The following is a 22,706-nucleotide window of genomic DNA, read 5'->3' as shown; positions in this document are numbered from 1 at the left end:
GGTATGTCCGAGCAATTTCTCTATTTCTTACAGCAGATGTTTAACGGCGTCACGCTGGGAAGCACCTACGCACTGATCGCTATCGGCTATACGATGGTGTACGGCATTATCGGCATGATCAACTTCGCCCATGGCGAGGTCTACATGATCGGCAGCTATGTCTCCTTTATGATTATCGCTGCCCTGATGATGATGGGCATCGATACCAGCTGGCTTTTGGTCGCGGCGGGATTTGTCGGCGCGATTGTGATTGCCAGCGCCTATGGCTGGAGCATTGAACGCGTCGCCTATCGGCCGGTGCGCAGCTCTAAGCGTCTGATTGCGCTGATTTCCGCGATCGGAATGTCCATCTTTCTGCAAAACTACGTCAGCCTGACGCAGGGTTCTCGTGATGTGGCGCTACCCAGCCTGTTTAACGGTCAGTGGACGATAGGCAGCAGTGAAACCTTCTCTGCGTCCATTACCACAATGCAGCTGGTTATCTGGATTGTGACCTTTGTGGCGATGCTGGCACTGACGCTGTTTATTCGCTACTCACGCATGGGCCGTGCCTGTCGCGCCTGCGCTGAAGATCTAAAAATGGCGAGTCTGCTCGGGATTAATACCGACCGGGTGATTGCGCTGACCTTTGTGATTGGCGCGGCGATGGCAGCGGTAGCAGGCGTACTGCTCGGTCAGTTCTACGGCGTAATTAACCCGTACATCGGCTTTATGGCCGGAATGAAAGCGTTTACGGCCGCCGTGCTTGGCGGGATCGGCAGTATTCCTGGCGCGATGATTGGAGGCCTGATTTTGGGCGTGGCTGAAGCGCTCTCTTCCGCGTACCTGAGTACCGAATATAAAGATGTGGTGTCATTCGCGCTGCTAATCCTGGTGCTGCTGGTGATGCCGACCGGTATTCTGGGCCGCCCGGAGGTAGAGAAAGTATGAAACCCATGCATTTTGTTATGGCGCTGCTGTCTGCCGCGATGTTCTTCATCCTCGCGGGCGTGTTTATGGGCGTTCAGCTGGAGCTTGACGGCACTAAACTGGTTGTGGATAAGGCCGCAGATATTCGCTGGGAGTGGATTTTCATTGGCACCGCGGTCGTTTTCTTCTTCCAGATGCTGCGCCCGGTGGTCCAGACATCGCTGAAAAACGTGTCAGGACCGAAATTTGTATTGCCGGCTATTGATGGCTCAACCGTAAAACAGAAGCTGTTCCTGATTGCGCTGCTGGTGATTGCGGTGGCGTGGCCTTTTATGGTGTCGCGCGGCACGGTAGACATTGCCACTCTGACCATGATTTACATCATCCTCGGTCTGGGGCTGAACGTGGTGGTGGGGCTTTCCGGTCTGCTGGTGCTCGGCTATGGCGGTTTTTATGCTATCGGCGCTTATACCTTTGCACTGCTCAATCACTATTACGGTCTGGGCTTCTGGACCTGCCTGCCGCTGGCAGGGCTGGTCTCGGCGGCAGCCGGCTTTCTGCTGGGCTTCCCGGTTTTGCGCCTGCGAGGAGATTATCTGGCGATTGTGACCCTGGGCTTTGGCGAAATTGTCCGTATCCTGCTGCTCAATAATACCGAAGTGACCGGCGGGCCGAACGGGATCAGTCAGATCCCGAAACCAACGCTGTTTGGTCTGGAGTTCAGCCGCAGCGCGCGCGAAGGCGGCTGGGATACATTCAGCAACTTCTTCGGTTTGAAATACGATCCCTCTGACCGCGTGATTTTCCTCTATCTGGTAGCTTTGCTGCTGGTGGTATTCTCGCTGTTCGTGATTAATCGCCTGCTGCGCATGCCGCTGGGCCGCGCGTGGGAAGCACTGCGCGAAGATGAAATTGCCTGCCGTTCACTGGGGCTGAACCCGACGCGCATCAAGCTGACTGCGTTTACCATCAGCGCCGCGTTTGCCGGGTTCGCGGGCACGTTGTTTGCGGCTCGTCAGGGTTTTGTCAGCCCGGAATCCTTTACCTTTGCCGAATCGGCATTTGTGCTGGCAATTGTAGTCCTGGGCGGTATGGGCTCACAGTTTGCGGTGATCCTGGCGGCCGTACTGCTGGTAGTTTCTCGTGAACTGATGCGTGATTTCAATGAATACAGCATGTTGATGCTGGGTGGCTTAATGGTTCTGATGATGATCTGGCGACCTGAAGGTCTGTTGCCGATGACCCGTCCGCAACTGAAATTAAAACGCGGACAGGCGAAAGGAGAGCAGGCATGAGTCAGCCATTATTATCAGTAAACGGTCTGATGATGCGCTTTGGCGGCCTGTTGGCGGTCAATAACGTTGCGCTGGATCTGCACCCTCAGGAAATTGTGTCACTTATCGGTCCAAACGGTGCGGGGAAAACCACGGTGTTTAACTGCCTGACCGGTTTCTATAAACCGACCGGCGGCACCATTATGCTGCGCGACAAACATCTCGAAGGATTGCCGGGGCAGCAAATTGCCCGCATGGGCGTGGTACGGACATTTCAGCACGTGCGTCTGTTCCGTGAAATGACGGTGATTGAAAACCTGCTGGTGGCGCAACATCAACAGCTGAAAAGCGGAGTATTTTCCGGCCTGCTTAAAACGCCGGCTTTCCGTCGCGCCCAGAGTGAGGCCCTGGATCGCGCCGCAACCTGGCTTGAGCGTATTGGTTTGCTGGCCCATGCCAACCGTCAGGCCAGTAACCTGGCGTACGGCGATCAGCGTCGTCTGGAGATCGCCCGCTGCATGGTAACGCAGCCGGAGATCCTGATGCTGGATGAACCGGCAGCGGGCCTGAACCCGAAAGAAACTAAAGAGCTGGATGAGCTGATTGTCGAGTTACGCACGCACCATAACACCACTATTCTGCTGATTGAGCACGATATGAAGCTGGTCATGGGCATCTCCGATCGTATTTACGTGGTGAACCAGGGGACGCCGCTGGCAAGCGGAACGCCGGAACAGATTCGTCATAACCCGGACGTGATCCGCGCCTATTTGGGGGAGGCATAAAATGGAAAAGATAATGTTATCCTTCGATAACGTTAGTGCGCACTACGGTAAGATCCAGGCGCTACATAACGTCAGCCTGAGCATTAACCAGGGCGAAATCGTCACCCTCATCGGCGCTAACGGCGCGGGAAAAACCACGCTTCTCGGTACGCTGTGTGGCGATCCGCGCGCGACCAGCGGACGTATTGTCTTTGATGGCAAAGACATTACCGACTGGCAAACGGCAAAGATTATGCGTGAAGCGGTGGCGATCGTTCCGGAAGGGCGTCGCGTCTTCTCGCGCATGACGGTAGAAGAGAATCTGGCGATGGGGGGCTTCTTTGCCGAGCGGGATCAGTTTCACGAGCGCATTAAGTGGGTTTATGAACTGTTTCCGCGTCTGCACGAACGGCGCATTCAGCGTGCGGGTACGATGTCCGGCGGTGAGCAGCAAATGCTGGCGATAGGACGTGCGCTAATGAGTCAGCCGCGCCTGCTGCTGCTCGATGAGCCGTCACTGGGATTAGCCCCGATTATTATTCAGCAGATTTTCGATACCATCGAACAACTGCGCGAGCAGGGGATGACCATCTTCCTGGTTGAACAGAACGCCAACCAGGCGCTGAAGCTTGCCGACCGTGGCTACGTGCTGGAGAACGGCCACGTCGTGCTCTCCGACACCGGCGACGCGCTGCTGGCGAACGAAGCGGTACGCAGCGCCTATCTGGGCGGTTAAATCACATTGCCCGGTGGCGCTAAGCTTACCGGGCCTACAACTATCGGCATCAGATCGGGTCAGGCAAAACGGCCGCCCGGCTTTTTCCGCCACCTGACCTTCACCAATTCATCATCTCTCCGACGCCGGGCTGTCACTTTTTCGTCATCAAAAAGTTATTTTTCTGTCATTCGCGCATGTCATGTTAACTCGCGAACACGAAACGCGTGATACCGCGCATCCGGCACAACAAGAGAGATAACCGAATGACATCGTTACGACATACAGCTCTGGGAATGGCGTTAGGTCTGGCATTTGCGGGTAACGCCCTTGCCGTTACGACTATTCCATTCTGGCACTCAATGGAAGGTGAACTGGGTAAAGAAGTAGATTCTCTGGCACAGCGTTTTAACCAGGCCAATCCGGATTACAAAATTGTGCCGACCTACAAAGGTAACTACGAGCAGAGCCTGAGCGCCGGCATTGCGGCGTTTCGTACCGGTAACGCACCGGCAATCCTTCAGGTTTACGAAGTTGGCACTGCTACCATGATGGCCTCAAAAGCGATCAAGCCGGTGTATGAAGTGTTCAAAGATGCCGGTATCAACTTTGATGAATCGCAGTTTGTGCCGACGGTAGCCGGTTACTACACCGATTCTAAAACCGGGCATCTGCTCTCTCAGCCGTTCAACAGCTCGACACCGGTTCTGTATTACAACAAAGACGCGTTTAAGAAAGCGGGTTTAGATCCGGAACAGCCGCCGAAAACCTGGCAGGATCTGGCGGCCTATACCGCAAAATTGAAAGCGGCAGGTATGAAGTGCGGCTATGCCAGCGGCTGGCAGGGCTGGATCCAGATTGAAAACTTCAGCGCCTGGCACGGCCTGCCGGTTGCCAGCAAAAACAACGGTTTTGACGGTACGGATGCCGTGCTGGAGTTCAACAAGCCGGAGCAGGTAAAACATATTGCCCTGCTGGCGGATTTGAACAAGAAGGGCGATTTCAGCTACTTCGGGCGCAAAGATGAATCTACCGAGAAGTTCTATAGCGGTGATTGCGCGATCACTACTGCGTCTTCTGGCTCGCTGGCAGATATTCGCCACTACGCCAAATTCAATTATGGCGTGGGTATGATGCCGTACGATGCCGACATTAAAGGCGCGCCGCAGAACGCGATTATCGGCGGAGCCAGCTTGTGGGTGATGCAGGGTAAAGATAAAGCGCTGTATACCGGAGTAGCCAAATTCCTCGATTTCCTGGCGAAGCCGGAAAATGCGGCGGAATGGCATCAGAAAACGGGCTATCTGCCGATCACTACCGCCGCTTATGACCTGACTCGTCAGCAAGGGTTTTATGACAAAAATCCGGGTGCAGATATTGCCACGCGCCAGATGCTGAACAAGCCGCCATTACCGTTTACTAAAGGATTGCGTCTGGGCAACATGCCGCAGATCCGCACTATTGTGGATGAAGAGCTGGAAAGCGTGTGGACCGGTAAGAAAACGCCACAGCAGGCGCTGGACTCCACCGTTGAGCGCGGTAATCAGCTGCTGCGTCGTTTTGAGCAATCCACCAAATCGTAATGTTTGATAGGCCGGGTGGCGCTGCGCTTACCCGGCCTACGCTACGGGCGCTGTATACCGGCATTCGATGTGAACCCTGTAAGCCGCCACCCGGCATTTTCTGAAAAAGAGTCTTTTATGTCCTCATCCCGCCCGGTGTTTCGTTCCCGCTGGTTGCCTTATCTGCTGGTTGCCCCGCAGCTGGTCATTACGGTGATTTTCTTCATCTGGCCTGCGGGCGAAGCGCTATGGTACTCGTTGCAACGCGTTGATCCTTTTGGCTTCTCCAGCCAGTTTGTTGGCGTAGATAACTTCGTCAGCCTGTTTCATGACAGCTACTATCTTGATTCTTTCTGGACGACGATAAAGTTCAGCGCGCTGGTCACCTTCAGTGGCCTGATCGCCTCGCTGTTTTTTGCTGCGCTGGTCGATTACGTGACCCGCGGCAGCCGTTTCTATCAGACTATGCTGCTGCTGCCCTATGCCGTTGCGCCGGCCGTTGCTGCCGTATTATGGATTTTCCTGTTTAATCCCGGACGCGGGCTCATTACTCATGCGCTGGCTGCGGTAGGTTATGACTGGAATCACGCGCAAAACAGCGGCCAGGCGATGTTCCTCGTCGTTTTCGCGTCCGTCTGGAAGCAGATCAGTTATAACTTTCTGTTCTTCTTTGCGGCGCTGCAATCTATTCCCCGTTCGCTGGTAGAAGCGGCCGCGATTGACGGCGCGGGACCGGTCAGGCGCTTCTTTAAACTGTCGCTGCCGCTGATTGCGCCGGTCAGTTTTTTCCTGCTGGTCGTCAACCTGGTGTATGCCTTCTTCGACACCTTCCCGGTGATCGACGCCGCCACCGCGGGTGGGCCGGTTCAGGCGACCACCACGCTGATCTACAAAATTTACCGTGAGGGTTTTGCCGGGCTGGATCTTTCCGCCTCTGCTGCCCAGTCGGTGATCCTGATGTTCCTCGTTATTATTTTGACCGTGGTCCAGTTCCGCTATGTTGAAAGTAAGGTGCGCTACCAATGATTGAACATCGTCGCGGGCTGACGATATTCAGCCATACCCTGTTGATCCTCGGGATCGTCGCCGTCCTGTTTCCGCTGTACGTGGCGTTTGTTGCCGCAACGCTGGATAACCATGCGGTGTATGACACGCCGATGACCCTGATCCCCGGCACGCATCTGCTGGAAAATATGAAAACCATCTGGGTTAACGGCGTAGGGGTGAATAGCGCCCCGTTCTGGCGGATGATGCTTAACAGTTTCATTATGGCGTTCAGCATTACGGTCGGCAAAATCGCCGTCTCAATGCTCTCCGCGTTTGCTATTGTCTGGTTCCGTTTTCCGCTGCGGAATCTGTTCTTCTGGATGATTTTTATCACCCTGATGCTGCCGGTGGAAGTGCGTATCTTCCCGACGGTAGAGGTCATCGCTAATCTGAGCATGCTCGACAGCTACGCCGGACTCACTTTGCCATTAATGGCGTCCGCCACTGCCACCTTTCTGTTTCGCCAGTTTTTTATGACGTTGCCGGACGAGCTGATGGAAGCGGCGCGCATCGACGGTGCCTCACCGATGCGCTTTTTCATCGATATCGTACTACCGCTTTCCAGAACCAATCTGGCAGCACTGTTTGTGATCACCTTTATCTATGGCTGGAATCAGTATCTGTGGCCGCTGCTGATCGTCAGTGACGTTAACCTCGGCACGGCCGTGGCCGGCATTAAAGGCATGATTGCCACCGGAGAAGGCTCGACCCAGTGGAATCAGGTGATGGCGGCGATGCTGCTGACGCTTATTCCGCCGGTCATTATTGTGTTAGCCATGCAGCGTGCGTTTGTGCGTGGCCTCGTCGACAGTGAGAAATAAGATGGCAGGTTTGAAACTACAGGCAGTAACCAAAAGCTGGGACGGCGGGAAAACTCAGGTGATCCAGCCGTTAACCGTCGACGTTGCGGACGGCGAATTTATTGTGATGGTCGGTCCGTCCGGCTGCGGTAAATCGACGTTACTGCGGATGGTGGCCGGACTGGAGCGTGTGACCAGCGGCGATATCTGGATCGACAGACAGCGAGTGACGGAAACCGAACCTAAAGATCGCGGTATCGCGATGGTCTTTCAGAATTACGCGCTGTATCCGCATATGAGTGTCGAGGAGAATATGGCCTGGGGCCTGAAAATTCGCGGCATGGGGAAAGGGCATATTGCTGAGCGCGTGAAAGAGGCGGCGCGGATACTTGAACTGGACGGCCTGCTGACGCGACGCCCGCGCGAACTGTCCGGCGGTCAGCGCCAGCGCGTAGCGATGGGGCGGGCGATTGTCCGCGATCCGGCGGTTTTTCTGTTCGACGAACCGCTCTCAAACCTGGATGCCAAACTGCGGGTACAGATGCGGCTTGAGCTTCAGCATTTGCACCGTCGGCTGAATACCACGTCGCTATATGTGACCCACGATCAGGTGGAAGCCATGACGCTCGCCCAGCGGGTCATGGTGATGAACAAAGGCGTAGTCGAGCAAATCGGCACGCCGGTTGAGGTCTATGAAAAACCGGCCAGCCGCTTTGTCGCGAGCTTTATCGGTAGCCCGGCCATGAATCTGCTGGACGGGCAGATTAGCGCATCCGGTAGCCATTTTGAGCTGGAAAGCGGAATGGCATTACCTGTCAACGGGTATTATCGTGGCTATGCCGGACATAAAATGACGCTGGGTATCCGGCCCGAGCATATTGCGCTAAGCTCGCAGGCGCAAGGCGGCGTACCGCTGGTAATGGATAATCTGGAAATGCTGGGTGCGGATAATCTCGCTCACGGACGCTGGGGCGCGCAAAAGCTGGTCGTGCGTCTGGCGCACAAAGAGCGCCCGGCAGCGGGCAGCACCTTGTGGCTGCACATGGCAGAAGCGCATCTGCATCTTTTTGATGGTGAAACGGGACAACGCGTATGAATAACTGGCCTTACCCTCACATTGTCGCCCATCGCGGCGGTGGTAAACTGGCGCCGGAAAATACCCTTGCGGCAATCGACGTAGGGGCGCAACTTGGCCATACCATGATCGAGTTTGACGTCAAGCTGTCGCGGGACGGGCATATTTTCCTGCTGCATGATGACAATCTTGAGCGAACCAGCAACGGCTGGGGTGTCGCCGGTCATTTAACGTGGAATGAACTGCTTAACGTTGATGCGGGCGGCTGGTTTAGCGGCGAATTTAAAGGTGAACCGCTACCGCTGCTGTCACAGGTTGCAGAACGGTGTCGCGAGCACGGCATGATGGCGAATATTGAAATCAAGCCGACCACCGGCACGGGGCCACAGACGGGAAAAGCCGTAGCGCTGGCAGCACAAACGCTGTGGCAGGGAATGACAGCTCCCCTGCTTTCCTCGTTTGAGATAGATGCGCTGGAAGCCGCGCAGCAGGCGGTACCGGAGCTGCCGCGTGGACTGTTACTTGATGAGTGGCGTGATGACTGGCATCAATTGACGACGCGGCTGGGCTGCGTATCCATTCATCTTAATCACACATTGCTGGATGAAGTCCGGATAAAAACGCTTAAAGAGGCGGGTTTGCGTATTCTTGTCTATACCGTGAATTCACCCCAGCGCGCAGCACAACTGCTGGGCTGGGGCGTAGATTGCATTTGTACCGACCGTATCGATCGGATCGGGCCTGATTTCCAGCCTGACTAACGTACTCCTGGCGACGGGGTAACAGTATTATTCAGCATGTCACCATTCTTTTTCTCCGTCAGCATATGCTGCTGCCCGCTGTTCAACATGCCGCCACTGGCATTTGGCAGCGGCTGTCCCTGAGGCTGACTCTGGATCAGACGCTCAGCGTTGTTATTCATCTGCGTTTGCAAATGCTGATTTTGCATCTGCGTTTGAGTTTGTAATTGCTGGTTAAGCATCCCCTTCTGCTGGATTTGCTGATTTTGCATTTGCGTCTGCATCCGCTGCTGGCTGGGGATCTGGTAGCCTGGCTGATTAGGATTATTCATCGTATTCAGGGGCTGTGCCAGAACGACCGCGGGTACAAAAAGCGACAAAAGTAACAGTCGTTTCATCTGCTTTCCTCCTCATAAAGACTTTTTTAAGTGTAATCGGTTTCTGACAAAACGATGATCTTTTAAGCATTGTGGACCAGGCTTAAGCGGGGGCTTCTCCCCACCTGACTGTGGAGAAAACGATGTTAACACCGACGTTTTTACGCTGGGTAGCCGCGGCTGCGCTGGTGGTGGGGGGATGTTTGAGTGCGACGGCCGCCCCACCGGTTTCTTATGGCGTTGAGGCTGACGTCTTCCATCCGGTAGTGGCAAAGCAGGGAATGGTTGCTTCGGTCGATGAGGCCGCCACACGAGTTGGGGTGCAAATCCTTAAAGAGGGGGGAAATGCGGTAGATGCTGCTGTCGCCGTCGGCTATGCGCTGGCGGTAACGCATCCTCAGGCGGGCAATCTTGGCGGCGGCGGATTTATGCTGCTGCGTACAAAAGACGGTCATACGACGGCCATCGACTTTCGCGAAATGGCTCCGGCCAGCGCAACCCGGGATATGTTCCTTGATGAGCAGGGCAATCCGGACAGTAAAAAATCGCTCACTTCGCATCTGGCCTCAGGTACACCGGGCACTGTCGCCGGGTTCTCGCTGGCGCTGGAAAAATACGGCACCCTGCCATTAAATAAAGTCGTGCGCCCGGCCATCACCCTGGCAAAGGAAGGATTTGTGATTAACGACGCGCTGGCGGACGATCTAAAAACCTACGGCAGTGAAGTGCTACCGAATCACGAGAACAGTAAAGCTATCTTCTGGAAAAACGGCGAACCGCTAAAAAAAGGCGATAAACTGGTGCAGGCGAACCTTGCTCACAGCCTGGAGATGATTGCTGAAAAAGGGCCAAAAGAATTTTATCAGGGCGCCATTGCCGATCAAATCGCACAACAAATGAGTCAAAACGGCGGGCTGATCACCAAAGAGGATCTGGCCTCCTACCGCGCCATCGAACGTACGCCCATTAGCGGTGACTATCGTGGCTATCACGTCTTTTCAATGCCACCGCCGTCTTCTGGCGGTATTCATATTGTGCAGATCCTGAATATTCTCGAAAATTTCGATCTGAGCAAATACGGCTTCGGCAGTGCCGATGCATTGCAGATTATGGCCGAAGCGGAAAAATATGCCTACGCCGATCGCTCGGAATACCTTGGCGATCCGGATTTTGTGAAAGTCCCGTGGCAGGCGCTGACGAATAAAGATTATGCTAAATCGCTGGCGCAGCAGATTAATATTAATAAGGCAAAACCGTCCAGTGAAATTCGTCCCGGCAAGCTTGCGCCTTATGAAAGTAATCAGACCACCCATTTTTCCGTAGTAGATAAAGACGGGAATGCTGTAGCCGTAACTTATACCCTGAATACTATCTTTGGTTCCGGGATCGTGGCAGGCAATACTGGCATCCTGTTAAATAATGAAATGGATGATTTTTCTGCTAAACCTGGTGTACCGAATGTCTATGGCCTTGTCGGCGGCGATGCCAACGCGGTGGAGGCGAAAAAACGTCCGCTGTCGTCTATGTCACCCACTATCGTGGTTAAAGACGGCAAAACCTGGCTGGTGACCGGCAGCCCCGGCGGCAGCCGCATTATCACTACCGTCCTGCAAATGGTGGTTAACAGCATCGACTTTGGGATGAACGTCGCCGAAGCCACTAATGCGCCGCGTTTCCATCATCAGTGGTTACCTGACGAGCTTCGGGTAGAAAAAGGCTTTAGCCCGGATACCCTCAAGCTGCTGGAACAAAAAGGGCAAAAAGTGGCGGTAAAAGAAGCTATGGGCAGTACGCAAAGCATTATGATTGCGCCGGATGGCACGCTTTACGGCGCGTCCGATCCGAGGTCGGTGGATGATTTGACGGCAGGATATTAATATTACTGGCCCTCAATGGAGGAGGGCTTATTTTATTTTTTAATGGCGTATTACTTACAGTAACCATTTTGAAAAATAGCAGAGACGGAAAGAAAAAACCCTCGCGCGTTGTTTTTAAGGCAACTGACGAGGGCAATTCTTGAAACCACGCAATTCAAGGATAGCCGCGAACGGTTGCCAGTGCAACCAGAAAAGACAAAGCAATCTATTTATTTTGATACTGATAATAGTAAGAGTAAGTAAAGCTATTAATTATATTTAATTATGTTATCTGATTAATTTAATTGCTCGCGTAATAACCATCTTCATTTTATTTATATATGTAATTTTTGTTGGGAATAAATTCTCAGGAAGGTACAATCGCGGCACGCCAGTATTTTTGCTGGCCAGGCGCAATGTTGCGGGGGCTTTAACCCCGGCGGCGTCATTGCTGGAAAGAAAAAACCCTCGCGCGTTGTTTTTAAGGCAACTGACGAGGGCAATTCTTTGAATCCAAGCAATTCAAGGATAGCCGCGAACGGTTGTCAGTGCAACCAAAAAAGGCTACACCATGCAGCACGTTTTAATCGTGATGTTGCAGGATCTGACGGTATGCACCCTTGCGGGGGTATTATCCGGCTTGATCCTGATTTATATTGCGCGCCACCGTAAATAACGGCGGCAGTTAAACGGGCTGTAAGCCGCGCTGGCAACACGCCCGGAGTCGGTCAGGGGGTAACCCCTGACCTTTTTCGGCTCTGCTCCATTATTTTCGTTATTTTCCCTCCAGTTATCATCGTTAAACTGAGCTGACTACCTGAAGCGGTATAAATATCTGCAGCTATATTACGAGAACCATTAACAACAACCGTGGATAATAAGATTAATATATTTTAAGTTGTGCGTTTTGCTGGGATTAAATAAAGCAGAAGTGTACAATCGCGGCACGCCAGTATTCTTACTGGCCAGGCGCAATGTTGCGGGGGCTTTAACCCCGGCGGCGTCATTGCTGGAAAGAAAAAACCCTCGCGCGTTGTTTTTAAGGCAACTGACGAGGGCAATTCTTTGAATCCACGCAATTCAAGGATAGCCGCGAACGGTTGTCAGTGCAACCAGAAAAGGCTACACCATGCAGCACGTTTTAATCGTGATGTTGCAGGATCTGACGGTATGCACCCTTGCGGGGGTATTATCCGGCTTGATCCTGATTTATATTGCGCGCCACCGTAAATAACGGCGGCAGTTAAACGGGCTGTAAGCCGCGCTGGCAACACGCCCGGAGCCGGTCAGGGGGTAACCCCTGACCTTTTTCGACACGTTTTTTAATTAACGGGATTATTAACGATTTCTGTTAAAAAAAACATTAATACATTATTTTACTCGCGCCATAAATAAGGCATCAATGTATTGTCCGTTACGCAGCGCGTATTTCTTACCGGTGCCTTCTTGCTCAAAACCAAATTTCTCATATAGCGCGATGGCACCCGGATTATCAATAAATACGGTTAGCTCAATACGTTCAATGCGGAGCCAGTTATCGCACAGATTGACCATTTCAAGTATAAGCGCCGATCCCACGCCGCGCTGGCGGAAATCTGGCGAAGTACTAATGCCGAATGTGGCCACATGACTGCGTCGCGGATTTTGTTCGATGTGCAGGACCAGATGACCGACCACCCGTTGATCAATACAGGCGACCAGATGACGACGTCCGGGCTGTGGTTTTAGCCGTTCTTCCCACATTTCCATTGAGGGATGAGGAAGTTGTAGCGTGTTGTGATAGACCTCCGGATGCGCATTAATCTGACGTAACGTTTCTGCATCACGGGCTTCACTATGCCGGATCACAATCTCGCTCATTCCTTTTGTCCTCAACAGGTTATAAGTCCCTTTTAACATCAATGACTTTCATAATTCTGTCAACATGCAAAATTTTCCAAAAAAGGGTGGACAAGTGCGAATGATAATGATTATTATTGTCATGCAGTCAGGGAGTCCTTTACGGAAAACCTGAAAGCACGACATTGCTCACATTGCTTCCAGTATTATCTTAGCCAGCCGCGTGCTGGCTTTTTTTTGCCTTTAATTCTGCGCCACACCATGTCCCAGACGTGTCCAGCTCAACGCATAATGATAGTGACTTTCCTGTAATAAAAACTCCGCTGCAACTGCCGGGCTCCAGGAGTCATCACCGCCAACGCCCATATGGAAGCCATCCAGATTCAGCCAGGTGCCTTGCTCCTCGCGCAGTAAGTGACGATGTGATGTCTCTTTTAATTGCCGCTGTCCGTAGCGGCTGATATTAAACTGGAAGTTGCCCTGCCAGCAGCTATCACCGTATTCCAGACGGGTCGTTGCGCAGCGCAGGCCGTTCTCGCCGGGGAAAACATAAGGCGTATAAAGATCGTTCAACGGGCGCTGCCAGCGGTCGTAGCGGGCGGACGTTTTTCGATCGGGATAATTTTCGTGCGGCCCGAGTCCCTGCCAGGTCACATCGGCATGAATGTCGCTCAACTGGCAGGTCAGTCCAATACGCGCCGGAGCAGGAGTGCCGTGCGCGATATCGACGTCCACGCTGATATGCAGCTCACCCTGAGCGTTAACGCAGTATGTTTTGCTGCTGATAAAGAGCGTCCTGGCATCATACTGCCAGAGATGGGCGGTACGTAACTGGATCTCCCGATCGCACTGTACCACTTCGCATTTGACCAGACGGGCATCAAGATCGTACATGCCTGCGGCTTTCCAGCGTTCTGCCCACGCATTAGGATCGATACGGGTGACTTCGCTGATCCCAATATCGTTATCCAGCGGCGCACGCGTAAACTGATCCTGTAAGGGCGAAAGCAGCGTTTCGCGTCCATCGTTCCACCATTGAGTGAGAAAACCTGTCTGGCGGCTAAACTCCCAGTGCTGATTGCCATGAGAAATCAGATAATTATGCTCATTTACCTCAAGCTGTGGCGCGCTGCCTTCCATCGTCGGCTGAGGAACGAGAATATCGGGCATCCGCCACTGCTGCCAGGCGCAAACGTGTCCTGCCTGGCTCCAGTCGGTTGCGGCGATATGTTGTACTTCCACATTCAGCCATACCTGACCGGGCTGGGTGATGGCAGGCAGTGTTTCGAGTCTTAGCGTCTGCGTGCCCTGCGGAGCAATATCCAGTATCGCGCAGCCCTGCGCCAGCGTTTCGCCCTCCTGCTTTAGCGTCCACACCAGACGTTCATTATCGCTGTGGCGGAACAGGTACTCGCTGGTGATAGTGAGGGTGTTGTCATGCAGAGTGAACTGGAAAAACTGCTGTGCCTGCTGGGCTTCGTAAAGGGAAGGGTGCGGCGTACGATCGGCAAAGACCAGACCATTCATACAGAACTGACGATCGTTTGGCGTATCGCCAAAATCGCCGCCGTATGCTGAGAACGGGCGTCCGTCGGCGTCGTATTGGGTCAGCGATTGATCGACCCAGTCCCAGATAAAGCCGCCCTGAAGGCGGGGATGCTGGCGAAACGCCGCCCAGTATTTATGGAATCCGCCGAGGCTATTACCCATTGCGTGAGCATATTCGCAGAGGATCAGCGGGCGGGTTTCGTCCGGCATACCGATCCACTTTTTAATTGACCACTTCGGTACCTGCGGGAACGGCTGATCCTGATCCACGCGTGCATACATCGGACAGAGGATATCGGTGGCCGCGCTGTTAGCGCCGCCGCCTTCATACTGTACCGGACGAGTCGGATCGTTGGTTTTGATCCAGCGGTAAAGCGCATCATGGTTAGCACCGTGTCCTGACTCATTGCCCAGCGACCAGATAATAATGGACGGATGATTGCGGTCGCGCTGCACCATTCGCGTGACGCGCTCACTCATTGCCGCCAGCCAGACAGGATCGTCTGATAACCGGTTCATCGGCTCCATACCATGCGTTTCAATATTGGCTTCATCAACTACGTACAGACCATAGCGATCGCACAGGCGATACCACAACGGGTGGTTAGGGTAATGTGAACAGCGCACGGCATTAAAATTATGCTGTTTCATCAGTACAATATCGCGGCGCATTGTCTCTTCGTCCATCACCTGACCGTGTTGCGGATGATGTTCGTGCCGATTGGTGCCGCGAATAAGCAGCGGTTGGCCATTGAGCTTCAGTAGTCCCTGAGAAATCGTCACGCTGCGAAAACCGACGTCGTACGCTTCAGCTTCAACGACCTCACCCTGCGCGTTTTTCAGGATCGCCACGGCGCGATAAAGATTCGGCGTTTCGGCGCTCCACAGGCGTGGATTTTCAACCCGCAGGCGCAGGATAGTACGGTCGTGATAGGCGCCGCGTTCGTCAATAATCTCGCTGCCGATAGCCTGCTGCGTCTCACCGATGAGAACGTTGTTTTGCCATAATTGCAGGGCAATTTGCGCTTTTACATCAAAGGCGCCGCCAACGATGACCTGTGTTTCCAGCGTGGCCCGGGTAAAATCCTCATTTAATAGCGTGGTTATCCGTACATCATTCAAATGCGTCGACGGTTTATGCAGCAGGGAAACATCGCGGAAAATACCGCTCATCCGCCACATATCCTGATCTTCCAGCCAGGTACCGTCGCTCCAGCGCAGGACCATTACCGCCAGACGGTTTTCACCCGCCTGAAGCACATGGCTCAAATCGAATTCGGACGGCAGACGACTGTCCTGCGCGTAGCCAATCCAGTGACCGTTACACCACAGATGAAAGGCAGAGTTGACGCCATCAAAAATAATGCGCGTCTGGCCACTGTTAAGCCATTCTGTTTTTACGCTAAATGTGAGCGAGTAACATCCGGTTGGATTTTGCTGCGGAACATACGGCGGATTAACCGGGATCGGGTAGGTCACATTGGTATAAATGGGCGCATCGTAGCCCAACAGTTGCCAGTTTGATGGCACATCTATTTCATCTGCGCCAGCCTGATCCTGTTCGATCCAGTTTTCCGGTACGTCCTGTGGACAAGCGTAATAGCTGAATGCCCACCGGCCGTTAAGCCCCTTGACGCTGTCAGAAACGATTTCATCTCTGGCAGCATCCGACGAACGCCAGCTGGCAAATGGTGGATGCGCGGGGAGCGAGTTAATATGTGTAATGACCGGGTTTTCCCAGTCGCGACGGGCCAGAACAGAAGCCAGAGTGGCACCGGATGTACCCGCATTCATCGTCATATTCACGTTCCTCAGATTTTATGTTATTCGCTCACAATTTTCGCTGACTATGATTTTTGTCAGCCGGACTGTAAAGCGGCTGAGCAAATTTAGTTGATGGCTATCGCAAAAATGTTGCTTATGCTACGCCCGGGACCGTATTAGCCTGCGCAAGCGCTGCGCGGTCGGGCAGGGGGGCTCGATCGCGACGCCAGTTAACTCAGGCGAGCCACTTGTTGGGCAAGTTTCGTCAGCGCTTCTGCCAGAGCTTGCGGTGTTGAAGAGGGCGCGCCAGGCGCGGCGGTCGTTTTACGTTCCACCAGCGTGACCGGCAATATGTGTGCAATGGGGTTGACCTCATCTCCGGAGAGTAAGGTTATCAGGCGCGTGACGCTGGCCTGACCCAGCATTTTGAAATCCTGCTTGATGGTGGTGAGCGGGGGAATAAAACAGGCGCTGTCCTCGGTATCATCGTAGCCGACCACCGACATCTCCTCCGGAACCCGCAGGTCCGACTCTGAAAACGCCCGCAGCGCGCCCAACGCCATTTGATCGTTCGCCACCAGAAGCGCGCCGGGCAGCGTTTTACCGCTGAGCAAACGTAACGTTTGCTCATAGCCTGAACGCGAACTCCAGTCGCCGTTCAGTACCGTGGTCGCGCGCAGTCGATGATGGGCAAGCTGCTGCTGCCAGCCTTCAAAACGCAGACGCGCCGACACCGAAGAGAGCGGCCCGGTTAATAACGCAATTTCACGGTGGCCCAGCCCGACCAGATGATCCACGCCGAGGCGTGCGCCGTCGAACGGGTCAAAAATAATATGTGCGGCCGTGATATCGGGAGAGACGTCAAGAAACAACGCGGGCACATGACCACATGCGGCCTGTACCGTTTGCGCATCGTCGTGTTCGAGGGGAATATTAATAATCAGACCATCGACACGCTGGGAAAGCAAGGCGTTTACCGCCGCTTTGCAGGCCTCCAGCCCCGGCTTTTCAACCATCGACATCACAACATTAAATTGCTGTTCTCCGGCCCGGGACTTAATGGCAGCGGCAATTTGCGAAGGCGCATGCAGCGAAAGGTTGGTGGTCGCCAGACCAATGGTGTGGCTGACTTTGCCAGCCAGCTGCTGTGCGACCCGGTTCGGCACGTAATTCAGCGCCTGCATGGCATCTTCAACCTTCAGACGCGTCTTCTGTGAAACGTGACTGGCCTGGTTGATCACGCGCGAAACGGTCTGATAGGAGACGCCGGCATAATCAGCGACATCGTATAGCGTTACAGATTTGGGTTTCACACCGGGCTTCCTTAAAGGGGCATGACGGACAGGATTATTTTACACATATTCCGCTCCTGTGGCGGACAATCGGCGTGCCATCCATCGCGAAAATGCATTAAGGTTAATGTCATTCGATCTCAAAAAGGAAACGACAATGACCCTGGATTGCGCATTCATTGGATTTGGCAAAAGCACCACCCGTTATCATCTTCCCTATGTACTCAATCGCAAAGAGAGCTGGCGAGTGGCTCACATTTTCCGCCGTCATGCTAAACCGGAAGAGCAGCAGCCGCAGTATTCACACATCCATTTTACCAGCGATTTGAATGAGGTCCTCAACGATGAAAAGGTGAAGCTGGTCATCGTTTGCACCCATGCTGACAGCCATTTTGACTACGCAAAACGCGCGCTGGAAGCGGGAAAAAACGTGCTGGTAGAAAAACCGTTTACCCCTACCATTGCTGAAGCGAAAAAACTGTTTGAGCTGGCAAAAAGTAAAGGATTAACGGTTACGCCGTATCAAAATCGTCGCTTCGACTCCTGCTTCCTGACCGCCAAAAAAGTCATTGAGAGCGGTAAGTTAGGCGACATCGTTGAGATCGAAAGCCATTTTGACTACTACCGTCCGGTGGCGGAAACCAAACCCGGCCTGCCGCAGGATGGCATGTTTTACGGCCTGGGCGTTCATACGCTGGATCAGGTGATCTCTCTGTTCGGTCGTCCGGATCACGTAGCCTATGACATCCGCAGCCTGCGCAATAAAGAAAATCCGGACGATACCTTTGAAGCCCAGCTTTTTTATGGCGATCTGAAAGCGATCGTTAAAACCAGCCATCTGGTTAAAATCGACTACCCGAAATTTATCGTTCACGGCACGAGAGGTTCGTTTATTAAATACGGTATCGATCAGCAGGAAACCAGCCTGAAGGCCAATATTATGCCGGGCGATGCGGGTTTTGCGGCGGACGAAAGCGTCGGTCAACTGGAGTATGTGAACGAAGATGGCCTGACCGTACGTGAAGAGGTGGCGCCGGAGCCTGGCGATTACGGTCGGGTTTATGATGCGCTGTACGCCACTCTGACGGGTGGGGCAGACAATTACGTTAAACAATCTGAGGTTCTGACCAACCTTGAAATCCTGGAACGCGCCTTTGAGCAGGCCTCGCCTGCCACGATAACCCTCGCCTGATAGCCGCGATTGACTCCTCAGCAATTGTTCATATTTTTTGAACAGAGGAGTCAATTTTCACCCTCTATGATCCTGCCTGCTTTCGGTCCAGACTTACTCCATCAACAGCATACGGGAGTAAACAAATGATCTATTTACGCAAAGCGAACGACCGCGGTCACGCAAATCATGGCTGGCTCGATTCCTGGCATACTTTCTCGTTTGCCAATTATTACGATGCTAATTTTATGGGGTTCTCCGCGCTGCGGGTGATCAATGATGATGTAATCGACGCTGGTCAAGGGTTTGGCACTCACCCGCATAAAGATATGGAAATCCTGACCTACGTGCTGGAAGGCGTCGTCGAGCATCAGGACAGCATGGGCAATAAAGAGCAGGTACCTGCCGGTGAATTCCAGATCATGAGCGCCGGAACCGGCGTGCGTCACTCGGAGTACAACCCGAGTGAAACCGAGCGTCTGCACCTGTATCAAATCTGGATCATGCCGGAAAAAAATGGCATTGCGCCACGCTATGAACAGCGCCGCTTCGATGCCGATCGGGGTAAACAACTGGTCCTTTCATCAGATGCCCGTGACGGCTCGCTGAAGGTATTTCAGGATATGGAACTGTATCGCTGGGCGCTGGCGAAAGACGAGCAGTCGGTCCATCAGATTGTTGCCAACCGTCGGGTCTGGATCCAGGTGGTAAAAGGTGACGTGACGATCAACGGAACCAAAGCAACAACCGCAGACGGTCTGGCGATTTGGGATGAGCAGGCAATCTCCGTTCATGCCGACAGCGACAGCGAAATTTTGCTGTTTGATTTACCGGCAGTATAAATAATTTGCCCAACCTTTCCTGATGGCAGGAAAGGTTGGGCGTTGTCCGTGATAAACTGAGGAAATGTTTCCCTATTTATCTTTTTGCGGACAATGAAAAAGAAAAGACCCGTACTTCAGGATGTGGCCGATCGCGTTGGCGTGACCAAAATGACGGTCAGCCGTTTTTTACGTAATCCCGAGCAAGTCTCGGTTGCGTTGCGTGGCAAAATCGCCGCCGTCCTTGATGAACTGGGTTATATTCCCAACCGCGCCCCCGATATACTTTCCAACGCGACCAGCCGCGCCGTGGGCGTACTGCTGCCTTCATTAACCAACCAGGTATTTGCTGAAGTGTTGCGCGGTATCGAGAGCGTGACAGACGCGCATGGCTATCAAACGATGCTGGCCCACTACGGCTATAAGCCGGAGATGGAGCAAGAGCGTCTGGAATCAATGCTTTCATGGAATATAGATGGTCTGATCCTCACTGAACGTACCCATACTCCCCGCACGCTCAAGATGATCGAAGTTGCCGGTATCCCGGTCGTGGAACTGATGGACAGTCAATCGCCGTGCCTGGATATCGCCGTAGGATTCGACAACTTTGAAGCCGCCCGCCAGATGACTGCCGCAATAATTGCCCGTGGTCATCGTCACGTCGCCTATCTTGGCGCACGTCTTGATGAACGAACTATTATCAAACAGAAGGGTTATGAGCAGGCGATGCTGGATGCCGGACTGATACCTTATAGCGTGATGGTCGAGCAGTCGTCTTCCTACTCTTCAGGCATTGAGCTAATGCGTCAGGCGCGTCGTGAATACCCGCAATTAGACGGTATTTTCTGTACTAATGATGACCTTGCTGTCGGTGCCGCCTTTGAATGCCAGCGGCTGGGACTCAATATCCCTGGTGATATCGCGATTGCCGGTTTCCACGGCCACGACATTGGGCAGGTGATGGAACCGAGGCTGGCCAGCGTCCTGACGCCGCGCGAGCGCATGGGACGTATTGGCGCTGAACGTCTGCTGGCACGCATTCGTGGCGAGACCGTAACGCCGAAAATGTTAGATTTAGGTTTCACATTGTCACCAGGCGGATCTATTTAAGCCTGACAAATTTGACGTAGCTCACACTTATTCACTTCTGGGATCGATGGTTATTGCTTCTGGCATTGTCCGACCGGACAATGTTACCGATAACTGTTACCCGTAACAATCAGAGAATCAGTTCCTGTGGGAGGGCGCTTTGAGCACGACGAATCATGATCACCACATCTATGTCCTGATGGGCGTCTCCGGCAGCGGTAAATCTGCGGTTGCCAGCGAAGTTGCCCATCAACTGCACGCGGCTTTCCTGGACGGTGATTTCCTCCATCCGCGAAGCAATATTAATAAAATGGCGTCTGGCGAACCGCTGAACGACCAGGATCGTAAACCGTGGCTTCAGGCGCTGAACGATGCCGCTTTTGCCATGCAGCGTACCAATAAGGTGTCGCTGATTGTCTGCTCCGCGCTGAAAAAGCACTACCGCGACCAGCTGCGCGAGGGCAATCCGAATCTCTCTTTCATCTATCTGAAGGGCGATTTCGAGGTGATTGAAAGCCGCCTTAAAGCACGTAAAGGCCATTTCTTTAAAACCCAGATGCTGGTAACGCAATTTGAAACGCTGCAGGAACCTGGCGCAGACGAAAATGATGTATTAGTTGTAGATATTGATCAGTCGCTTGATGGCGTTGTTGCCAGCACGATTGATGTGATTAATAAAGGTAGCGGTCAGTGAGTACATTAACGCTTGTTTTAACCGCAGTCGGCTCGGTTTTGCTGCTGCTGTTTTTAGTGATGAAGGCGCGTATGCACGCCTTCGTTGCTTTGATGGTGGTGTCTATTGGTGCAGGTCTTTTTTCCGGAATGCCGCTCGATAAAATCGCGGCGACCATGGAAAAAGGCATGGGCGGTACGCTGGGATTCCTGGCCATTGTTGTTGCGCTCGGCGCGATGTTCGGCAAGATCCTGCATGAGACAGGCGCAGTCGATCAAATTGCCGTCAAGATGCTCAAATCATTTGGCCACAGCCGTGCGCATTATGCGATTGGCCTGGCGGGACTAATTTGTGCGCTGCCGTTGTTTTTTGAAGTGGCGATTGTGCTGCTCATCAGCGTTGCTTTCTCAATGGCGCGGCACACTAAAACCAATCTGGTAAAACTGGTGATCCCGCTATTTGCCGGTGTTGCCGCCGCCGCCGCGTTCCTGGTGCCGGGTCCTGCGCCGATGCTGCTGGCTTCTCAGATGCACGCTGACTTTGGCTGGATGATCCTCATTGGCCTGTGTGCTGCAATTCCGGGAATGCTTATCGCCGGCCCACTGTGGGGCAACTTTATCAGCCGCTACGTTGAACTGAATGTGCCTGATGATATTACCGAGCCGCATCTGGGCGAGGGTAAAATGCCGTCTTTTGGCTTTAGCCTGTCGCTGATCCTGCTACCTCTGGTGCTGGTAGGTCTGAAAACCATTGCCGCGCGTTTTGTGCCTCAGGGCTCCACGGCGTACGAATGGTTTGAATTTATCGGCCACCCGTTCACGGCGATTCTGGTGGCTTGCCTGGTGGCGATTTATGGTCTGGCAATGCGTCAGGGCATGGCGAAAGATCGGGTCATGGAAATCTGCGGTCACGCGCTGCAACCGGCGGGGATTATTCTGCTGGTGATTGGTGCGGGCGGCGTATTCAAACAGGTGCTGGTTGATTCCGGAGTGGGTCCGGCGCTGGGTGAAGCCCTGACCGGGATGGGATTACCGATTGCCTTAACCTGCTTCGTGCTGGCGGCTGCGGTGCGAATCATCCAGGGTTCAGCCACCGTAGCCTGCTTAACCGCAGTGGGCCTGGTGATGCCCGTCATTGAGCAACTGCACTACAGCGGCGCGCAAATGGCCGCGCTGTCTATCTGCATTGCGGGCGGTTCAATTGTGGTAAGCCACGTTAACGACGCTGGCTTCTGGCTGTTCGGTAAATTTACCGGTGCCACCGAAGCACAAACGCTAAAGACCTGGACGATGATGGAAACCATCCTCGGCACAGTTGGCGGTATGGTTGGTGCGATCGCATTTAGTGTGTTGAGTTAATGAACGCGCCCGGCAGCGCAATGGCTGCGCGT

Annotated in this window: 19 protein-coding genes; 15 read left to right on the top strand and 4 right to left on the bottom strand. The window is 53.4% G+C overall.

Features of this window, described 5'->3' with window-relative positions:
- Positions 1 to 3 precede the first annotated feature (3 nt).
- The 9 genes from livH to ugpQ all read left to right on the top strand — a co-directional run bounded on the left by livH (position 4) and on the right by ugpQ (position 8,907).
- Entirely contained in the window at positions 4 to 930 is a 927-nt protein-coding gene (gene livH / locus AC791_RS03830) for a high-affinity branched-chain amino acid ABC transporter permease LivH (RefSeq protein ID WP_049839167.1), read from the top strand.
- Entirely contained in the window at positions 927 to 2,204 is a 1,278-nt protein-coding gene (locus AC791_RS03825; protein ID WP_049839166.1) for a high-affinity branched-chain amino acid ABC transporter permease LivM, read from the top strand. Before livH ends, AC791_RS03825 begins: the two co-directional genes overlap by 4 nt.
- Positions 2,201 to 2,968, top strand: a complete 768-nt coding sequence (gene livG / locus AC791_RS03820) for a high-affinity branched-chain amino acid ABC transporter ATP-binding protein LivG (protein WP_049839165.1) — start codon at positions 2,201 to 2,203, stop codon at positions 2,966 to 2,968. Before AC791_RS03825 ends, livG begins: the two co-directional genes overlap by 4 nt.
- 1 nt (position 2,969) lies before the next feature.
- A complete protein-coding gene (livF, locus tag AC791_RS03815) occupies positions 2,970 to 3,683 on the top strand; it encodes a high-affinity branched-chain amino acid ABC transporter ATP-binding protein LivF (protein WP_148677751.1) in 714 nt (237 codons plus the stop codon).
- A 245-nt stretch (positions 3,684 to 3,928) separates the two neighbouring features.
- Positions 3,929 to 5,245: a sn-glycerol-3-phosphate ABC transporter substrate-binding protein UgpB gene (gene ugpB / locus AC791_RS03810; RefSeq protein ID WP_049839163.1), complete on the top strand. Its 1,317-nt coding sequence runs from the start codon at positions 3,929 to 3,931 to the stop codon at positions 5,243 to 5,245.
- 117 nt (positions 5,246 to 5,362) lie between these two features.
- Positions 5,363 to 6,250 (top strand): sn-glycerol-3-phosphate ABC transporter permease UgpA, encoded by an 888-nt coding sequence (ugpA, locus tag AC791_RS03805; RefSeq protein ID WP_049839471.1) that lies wholly within the window; start codon positions 5,363 to 5,365, stop codon positions 6,248 to 6,250.
- Positions 6,247 to 7,092 carry a sn-glycerol-3-phosphate ABC transporter permease UgpE gene (ugpE, locus tag AC791_RS03800; RefSeq protein ID WP_049839162.1) on the top strand — a complete coding sequence of 282 codons (846 nt, stop codon included), beginning with the start codon at positions 6,247 to 6,249 and terminating at the stop codon, positions 7,090 to 7,092. Before ugpA ends, ugpE begins: the two co-directional genes overlap by 4 nt.
- Before the next feature lies 1 nt (position 7,093).
- A complete protein-coding gene (locus AC791_RS03795; protein WP_049839161.1) occupies positions 7,094 to 8,167 on the top strand; it encodes a sn-glycerol-3-phosphate import ATP-binding protein UgpC in 1,074 nt (357 codons plus the stop codon).
- Positions 8,164 to 8,907, top strand: coding sequence for a glycerophosphodiester phosphodiesterase (ugpQ, locus tag AC791_RS03790; protein ID WP_049839160.1), 744 nt, complete (start codon positions 8,164 to 8,166; stop codon positions 8,905 to 8,907). The genes AC791_RS03795 and ugpQ overlap by 4 nt, the downstream gene beginning before the upstream one ends.
- On the opposite strand, the gene AC791_RS03785 is transcribed toward ugpQ, so the two are convergent.
- Positions 8,904 to 9,284: a DUF2756 family protein gene (locus AC791_RS03785; protein ID WP_049839159.1), complete on the bottom strand. Its 381-nt coding sequence runs from the start codon at positions 9,282 to 9,284 to the stop codon at positions 8,904 to 8,906. The genes ugpQ and AC791_RS03785 overlap by 4 nt on opposite strands.
- 122 nt (positions 9,285 to 9,406) lie before the next feature.
- Here AC791_RS03785 and ggt point away from each other — a divergent pair, with 122 nt between their 5' ends.
- On the top strand, positions 9,407 to 11,140 hold the full coding sequence (ggt, locus tag AC791_RS03780; protein WP_049839158.1) for a gamma-glutamyltransferase: 1,734 nt from the start codon (positions 9,407 to 9,409) through the stop codon (positions 11,138 to 11,140).
- Positions 11,141 to 12,490: 1,350 nt separating this feature from the next.
- Here the strand turns inward: ggt and yhhY are convergent.
- The 3 genes from yhhY to AC791_RS03765 form a co-directional block, all read right to left on the bottom strand.
- Positions 12,491 to 12,979 (bottom strand): N-acetyltransferase, encoded by a 489-nt coding sequence (gene yhhY, locus AC791_RS03775; RefSeq protein ID WP_049839157.1) that lies wholly within the window; start codon positions 12,977 to 12,979, stop codon positions 12,491 to 12,493.
- 222 nt (positions 12,980 to 13,201) lie between these two features.
- Entirely contained in the window at positions 13,202 to 16,300 is a 3,099-nt protein-coding gene (locus tag AC791_RS03770) for a beta-galactosidase (protein WP_049839470.1), read from the bottom strand.
- Positions 16,301 to 16,500: 200 nt separating this feature from the next.
- The gene (locus tag AC791_RS03765) at positions 16,501 to 17,583 is read right to left on the bottom strand and encodes a LacI family DNA-binding transcriptional regulator (protein WP_049839156.1); all 1,083 of its coding nucleotides are present in this window, start codon (positions 17,581 to 17,583) and stop codon (positions 16,501 to 16,503) included.
- A gap of 136 nt (positions 17,584 to 17,719) precedes the next feature.
- Between AC791_RS03765 and AC791_RS03760 the strand changes: the two genes are divergently transcribed.
- The 5 genes from AC791_RS03760 to gntU all read left to right on the top strand — a co-directional run bounded on the left by AC791_RS03760 (position 17,720) and on the right by gntU (position 22,674).
- Positions 17,720 to 18,754, top strand: a complete 1,035-nt coding sequence (locus AC791_RS03760) for an oxidoreductase (RefSeq protein WP_049839155.1) — start codon at positions 17,720 to 17,722, stop codon at positions 18,752 to 18,754.
- A 125-nt stretch (positions 18,755 to 18,879) separates the two neighbouring features.
- A complete protein-coding gene (locus tag AC791_RS03755) occupies positions 18,880 to 19,575 on the top strand; it encodes a pirin family protein (RefSeq protein WP_049839154.1) in 696 nt (231 codons plus the stop codon).
- A 93-nt stretch (positions 19,576 to 19,668) separates the two neighbouring features.
- On the top strand, positions 19,669 to 20,664 hold the full coding sequence (gntR, locus tag AC791_RS03750; protein WP_049839153.1) for a gluconate operon transcriptional repressor GntR: 996 nt from the start codon (positions 19,669 to 19,671) through the stop codon (positions 20,662 to 20,664).
- Between the two features lie 139 nt (positions 20,665 to 20,803).
- Positions 20,804 to 21,337 carry a gluconokinase gene (gntK, locus tag AC791_RS03745; protein WP_049839152.1) on the top strand — a complete coding sequence of 178 codons (534 nt, stop codon included), beginning with the start codon at positions 20,804 to 20,806 and terminating at the stop codon, positions 21,335 to 21,337.
- Positions 21,334 to 22,674 (top strand): gluconate transporter, encoded by a 1,341-nt coding sequence (gene gntU / locus AC791_RS03740; protein ID WP_049839151.1) that lies wholly within the window; start codon positions 21,334 to 21,336, stop codon positions 22,672 to 22,674. The genes gntK and gntU overlap by 4 nt, the downstream gene beginning before the upstream one ends.
- Positions 22,675 to 22,706 lie beyond the last annotated feature (32 nt).

The sequence above is a fragment of the Klebsiella sp. RIT-PI-d genome, assembly GCF_001187865.1.
Taxonomy (GTDB): Bacteria; Pseudomonadota; Gammaproteobacteria; order Enterobacterales; family Enterobacteriaceae; genus Superficieibacter.
This window is presented reverse-complemented; position numbering and strand designations above follow the sequence as displayed.

Excerpts from the sequence above, each read along its gene's own strand:
- livH (WP_049839167.1), top strand. The coding sequence starts at position 4 with ATGTCCGAGCAATTTCTCTATTTCTTACAGCAGATGTTTAACGGCGTC.
- AC791_RS03825 (WP_049839166.1), top strand. The coding sequence starts at position 927 with ATGAAACCCATGCATTTTGTTATGGCGCTGCTGTCTGCCGCGATGTTC.
- livG (WP_049839165.1), top strand. The coding sequence starts at position 2,201 with ATGAGTCAGCCATTATTATCAGTAAACGGTCTGATGATGCGCTTTGGC.
- livF (WP_148677751.1), top strand. The coding sequence starts at position 2,970 with ATGGAAAAGATAATGTTATCCTTCGATAACGTTAGTGCGCACTACGGT.
- ugpB (WP_049839163.1), top strand. The coding sequence starts at position 3,929 with ATGACATCGTTACGACATACAGCTCTGGGAATGGCGTTAGGTCTGGCA.
- ugpA (WP_049839471.1), top strand. The coding sequence starts at position 5,363 with ATGTCCTCATCCCGCCCGGTGTTTCGTTCCCGCTGGTTGCCTTATCTG.
- ugpE (WP_049839162.1), top strand. The coding sequence starts at position 6,247 with ATGATTGAACATCGTCGCGGGCTGACGATATTCAGCCATACCCTGTTG.
- AC791_RS03795 (WP_049839161.1), top strand. The coding sequence starts at position 7,094 with ATGGCAGGTTTGAAACTACAGGCAGTAACCAAAAGCTGGGACGGCGGG.
- ugpQ (WP_049839160.1), top strand. The coding sequence starts at position 8,164 with ATGAATAACTGGCCTTACCCTCACATTGTCGCCCATCGCGGCGGTGGT.
- AC791_RS03785 (WP_049839159.1), bottom strand. The coding sequence starts at position 9,284 with ATGAAACGACTGTTACTTTTGTCGCTTTTTGTACCCGCGGTCGTTCTG.
- ggt (WP_049839158.1), top strand. The coding sequence starts at position 9,407 with ATGTTAACACCGACGTTTTTACGCTGGGTAGCCGCGGCTGCGCTGGTG.
- yhhY (WP_049839157.1), bottom strand. The coding sequence starts at position 12,979 with ATGAGCGAGATTGTGATCCGGCATAGTGAAGCCCGTGATGCAGAAACG.
- AC791_RS03770 (WP_049839470.1), bottom strand. The coding sequence starts at position 16,300 with ATGAATGCGGGTACATCCGGTGCCACTCTGGCTTCTGTTCTGGCCCGT.
- AC791_RS03760 (WP_049839155.1), top strand. The coding sequence starts at position 17,720 with ATGACCCTGGATTGCGCATTCATTGGATTTGGCAAAAGCACCACCCGT.
- AC791_RS03755 (WP_049839154.1), top strand. The coding sequence starts at position 18,880 with ATGATCTATTTACGCAAAGCGAACGACCGCGGTCACGCAAATCATGGC.
- gntR (WP_049839153.1), top strand. The coding sequence starts at position 19,669 with ATGAAAAAGAAAAGACCCGTACTTCAGGATGTGGCCGATCGCGTTGGC.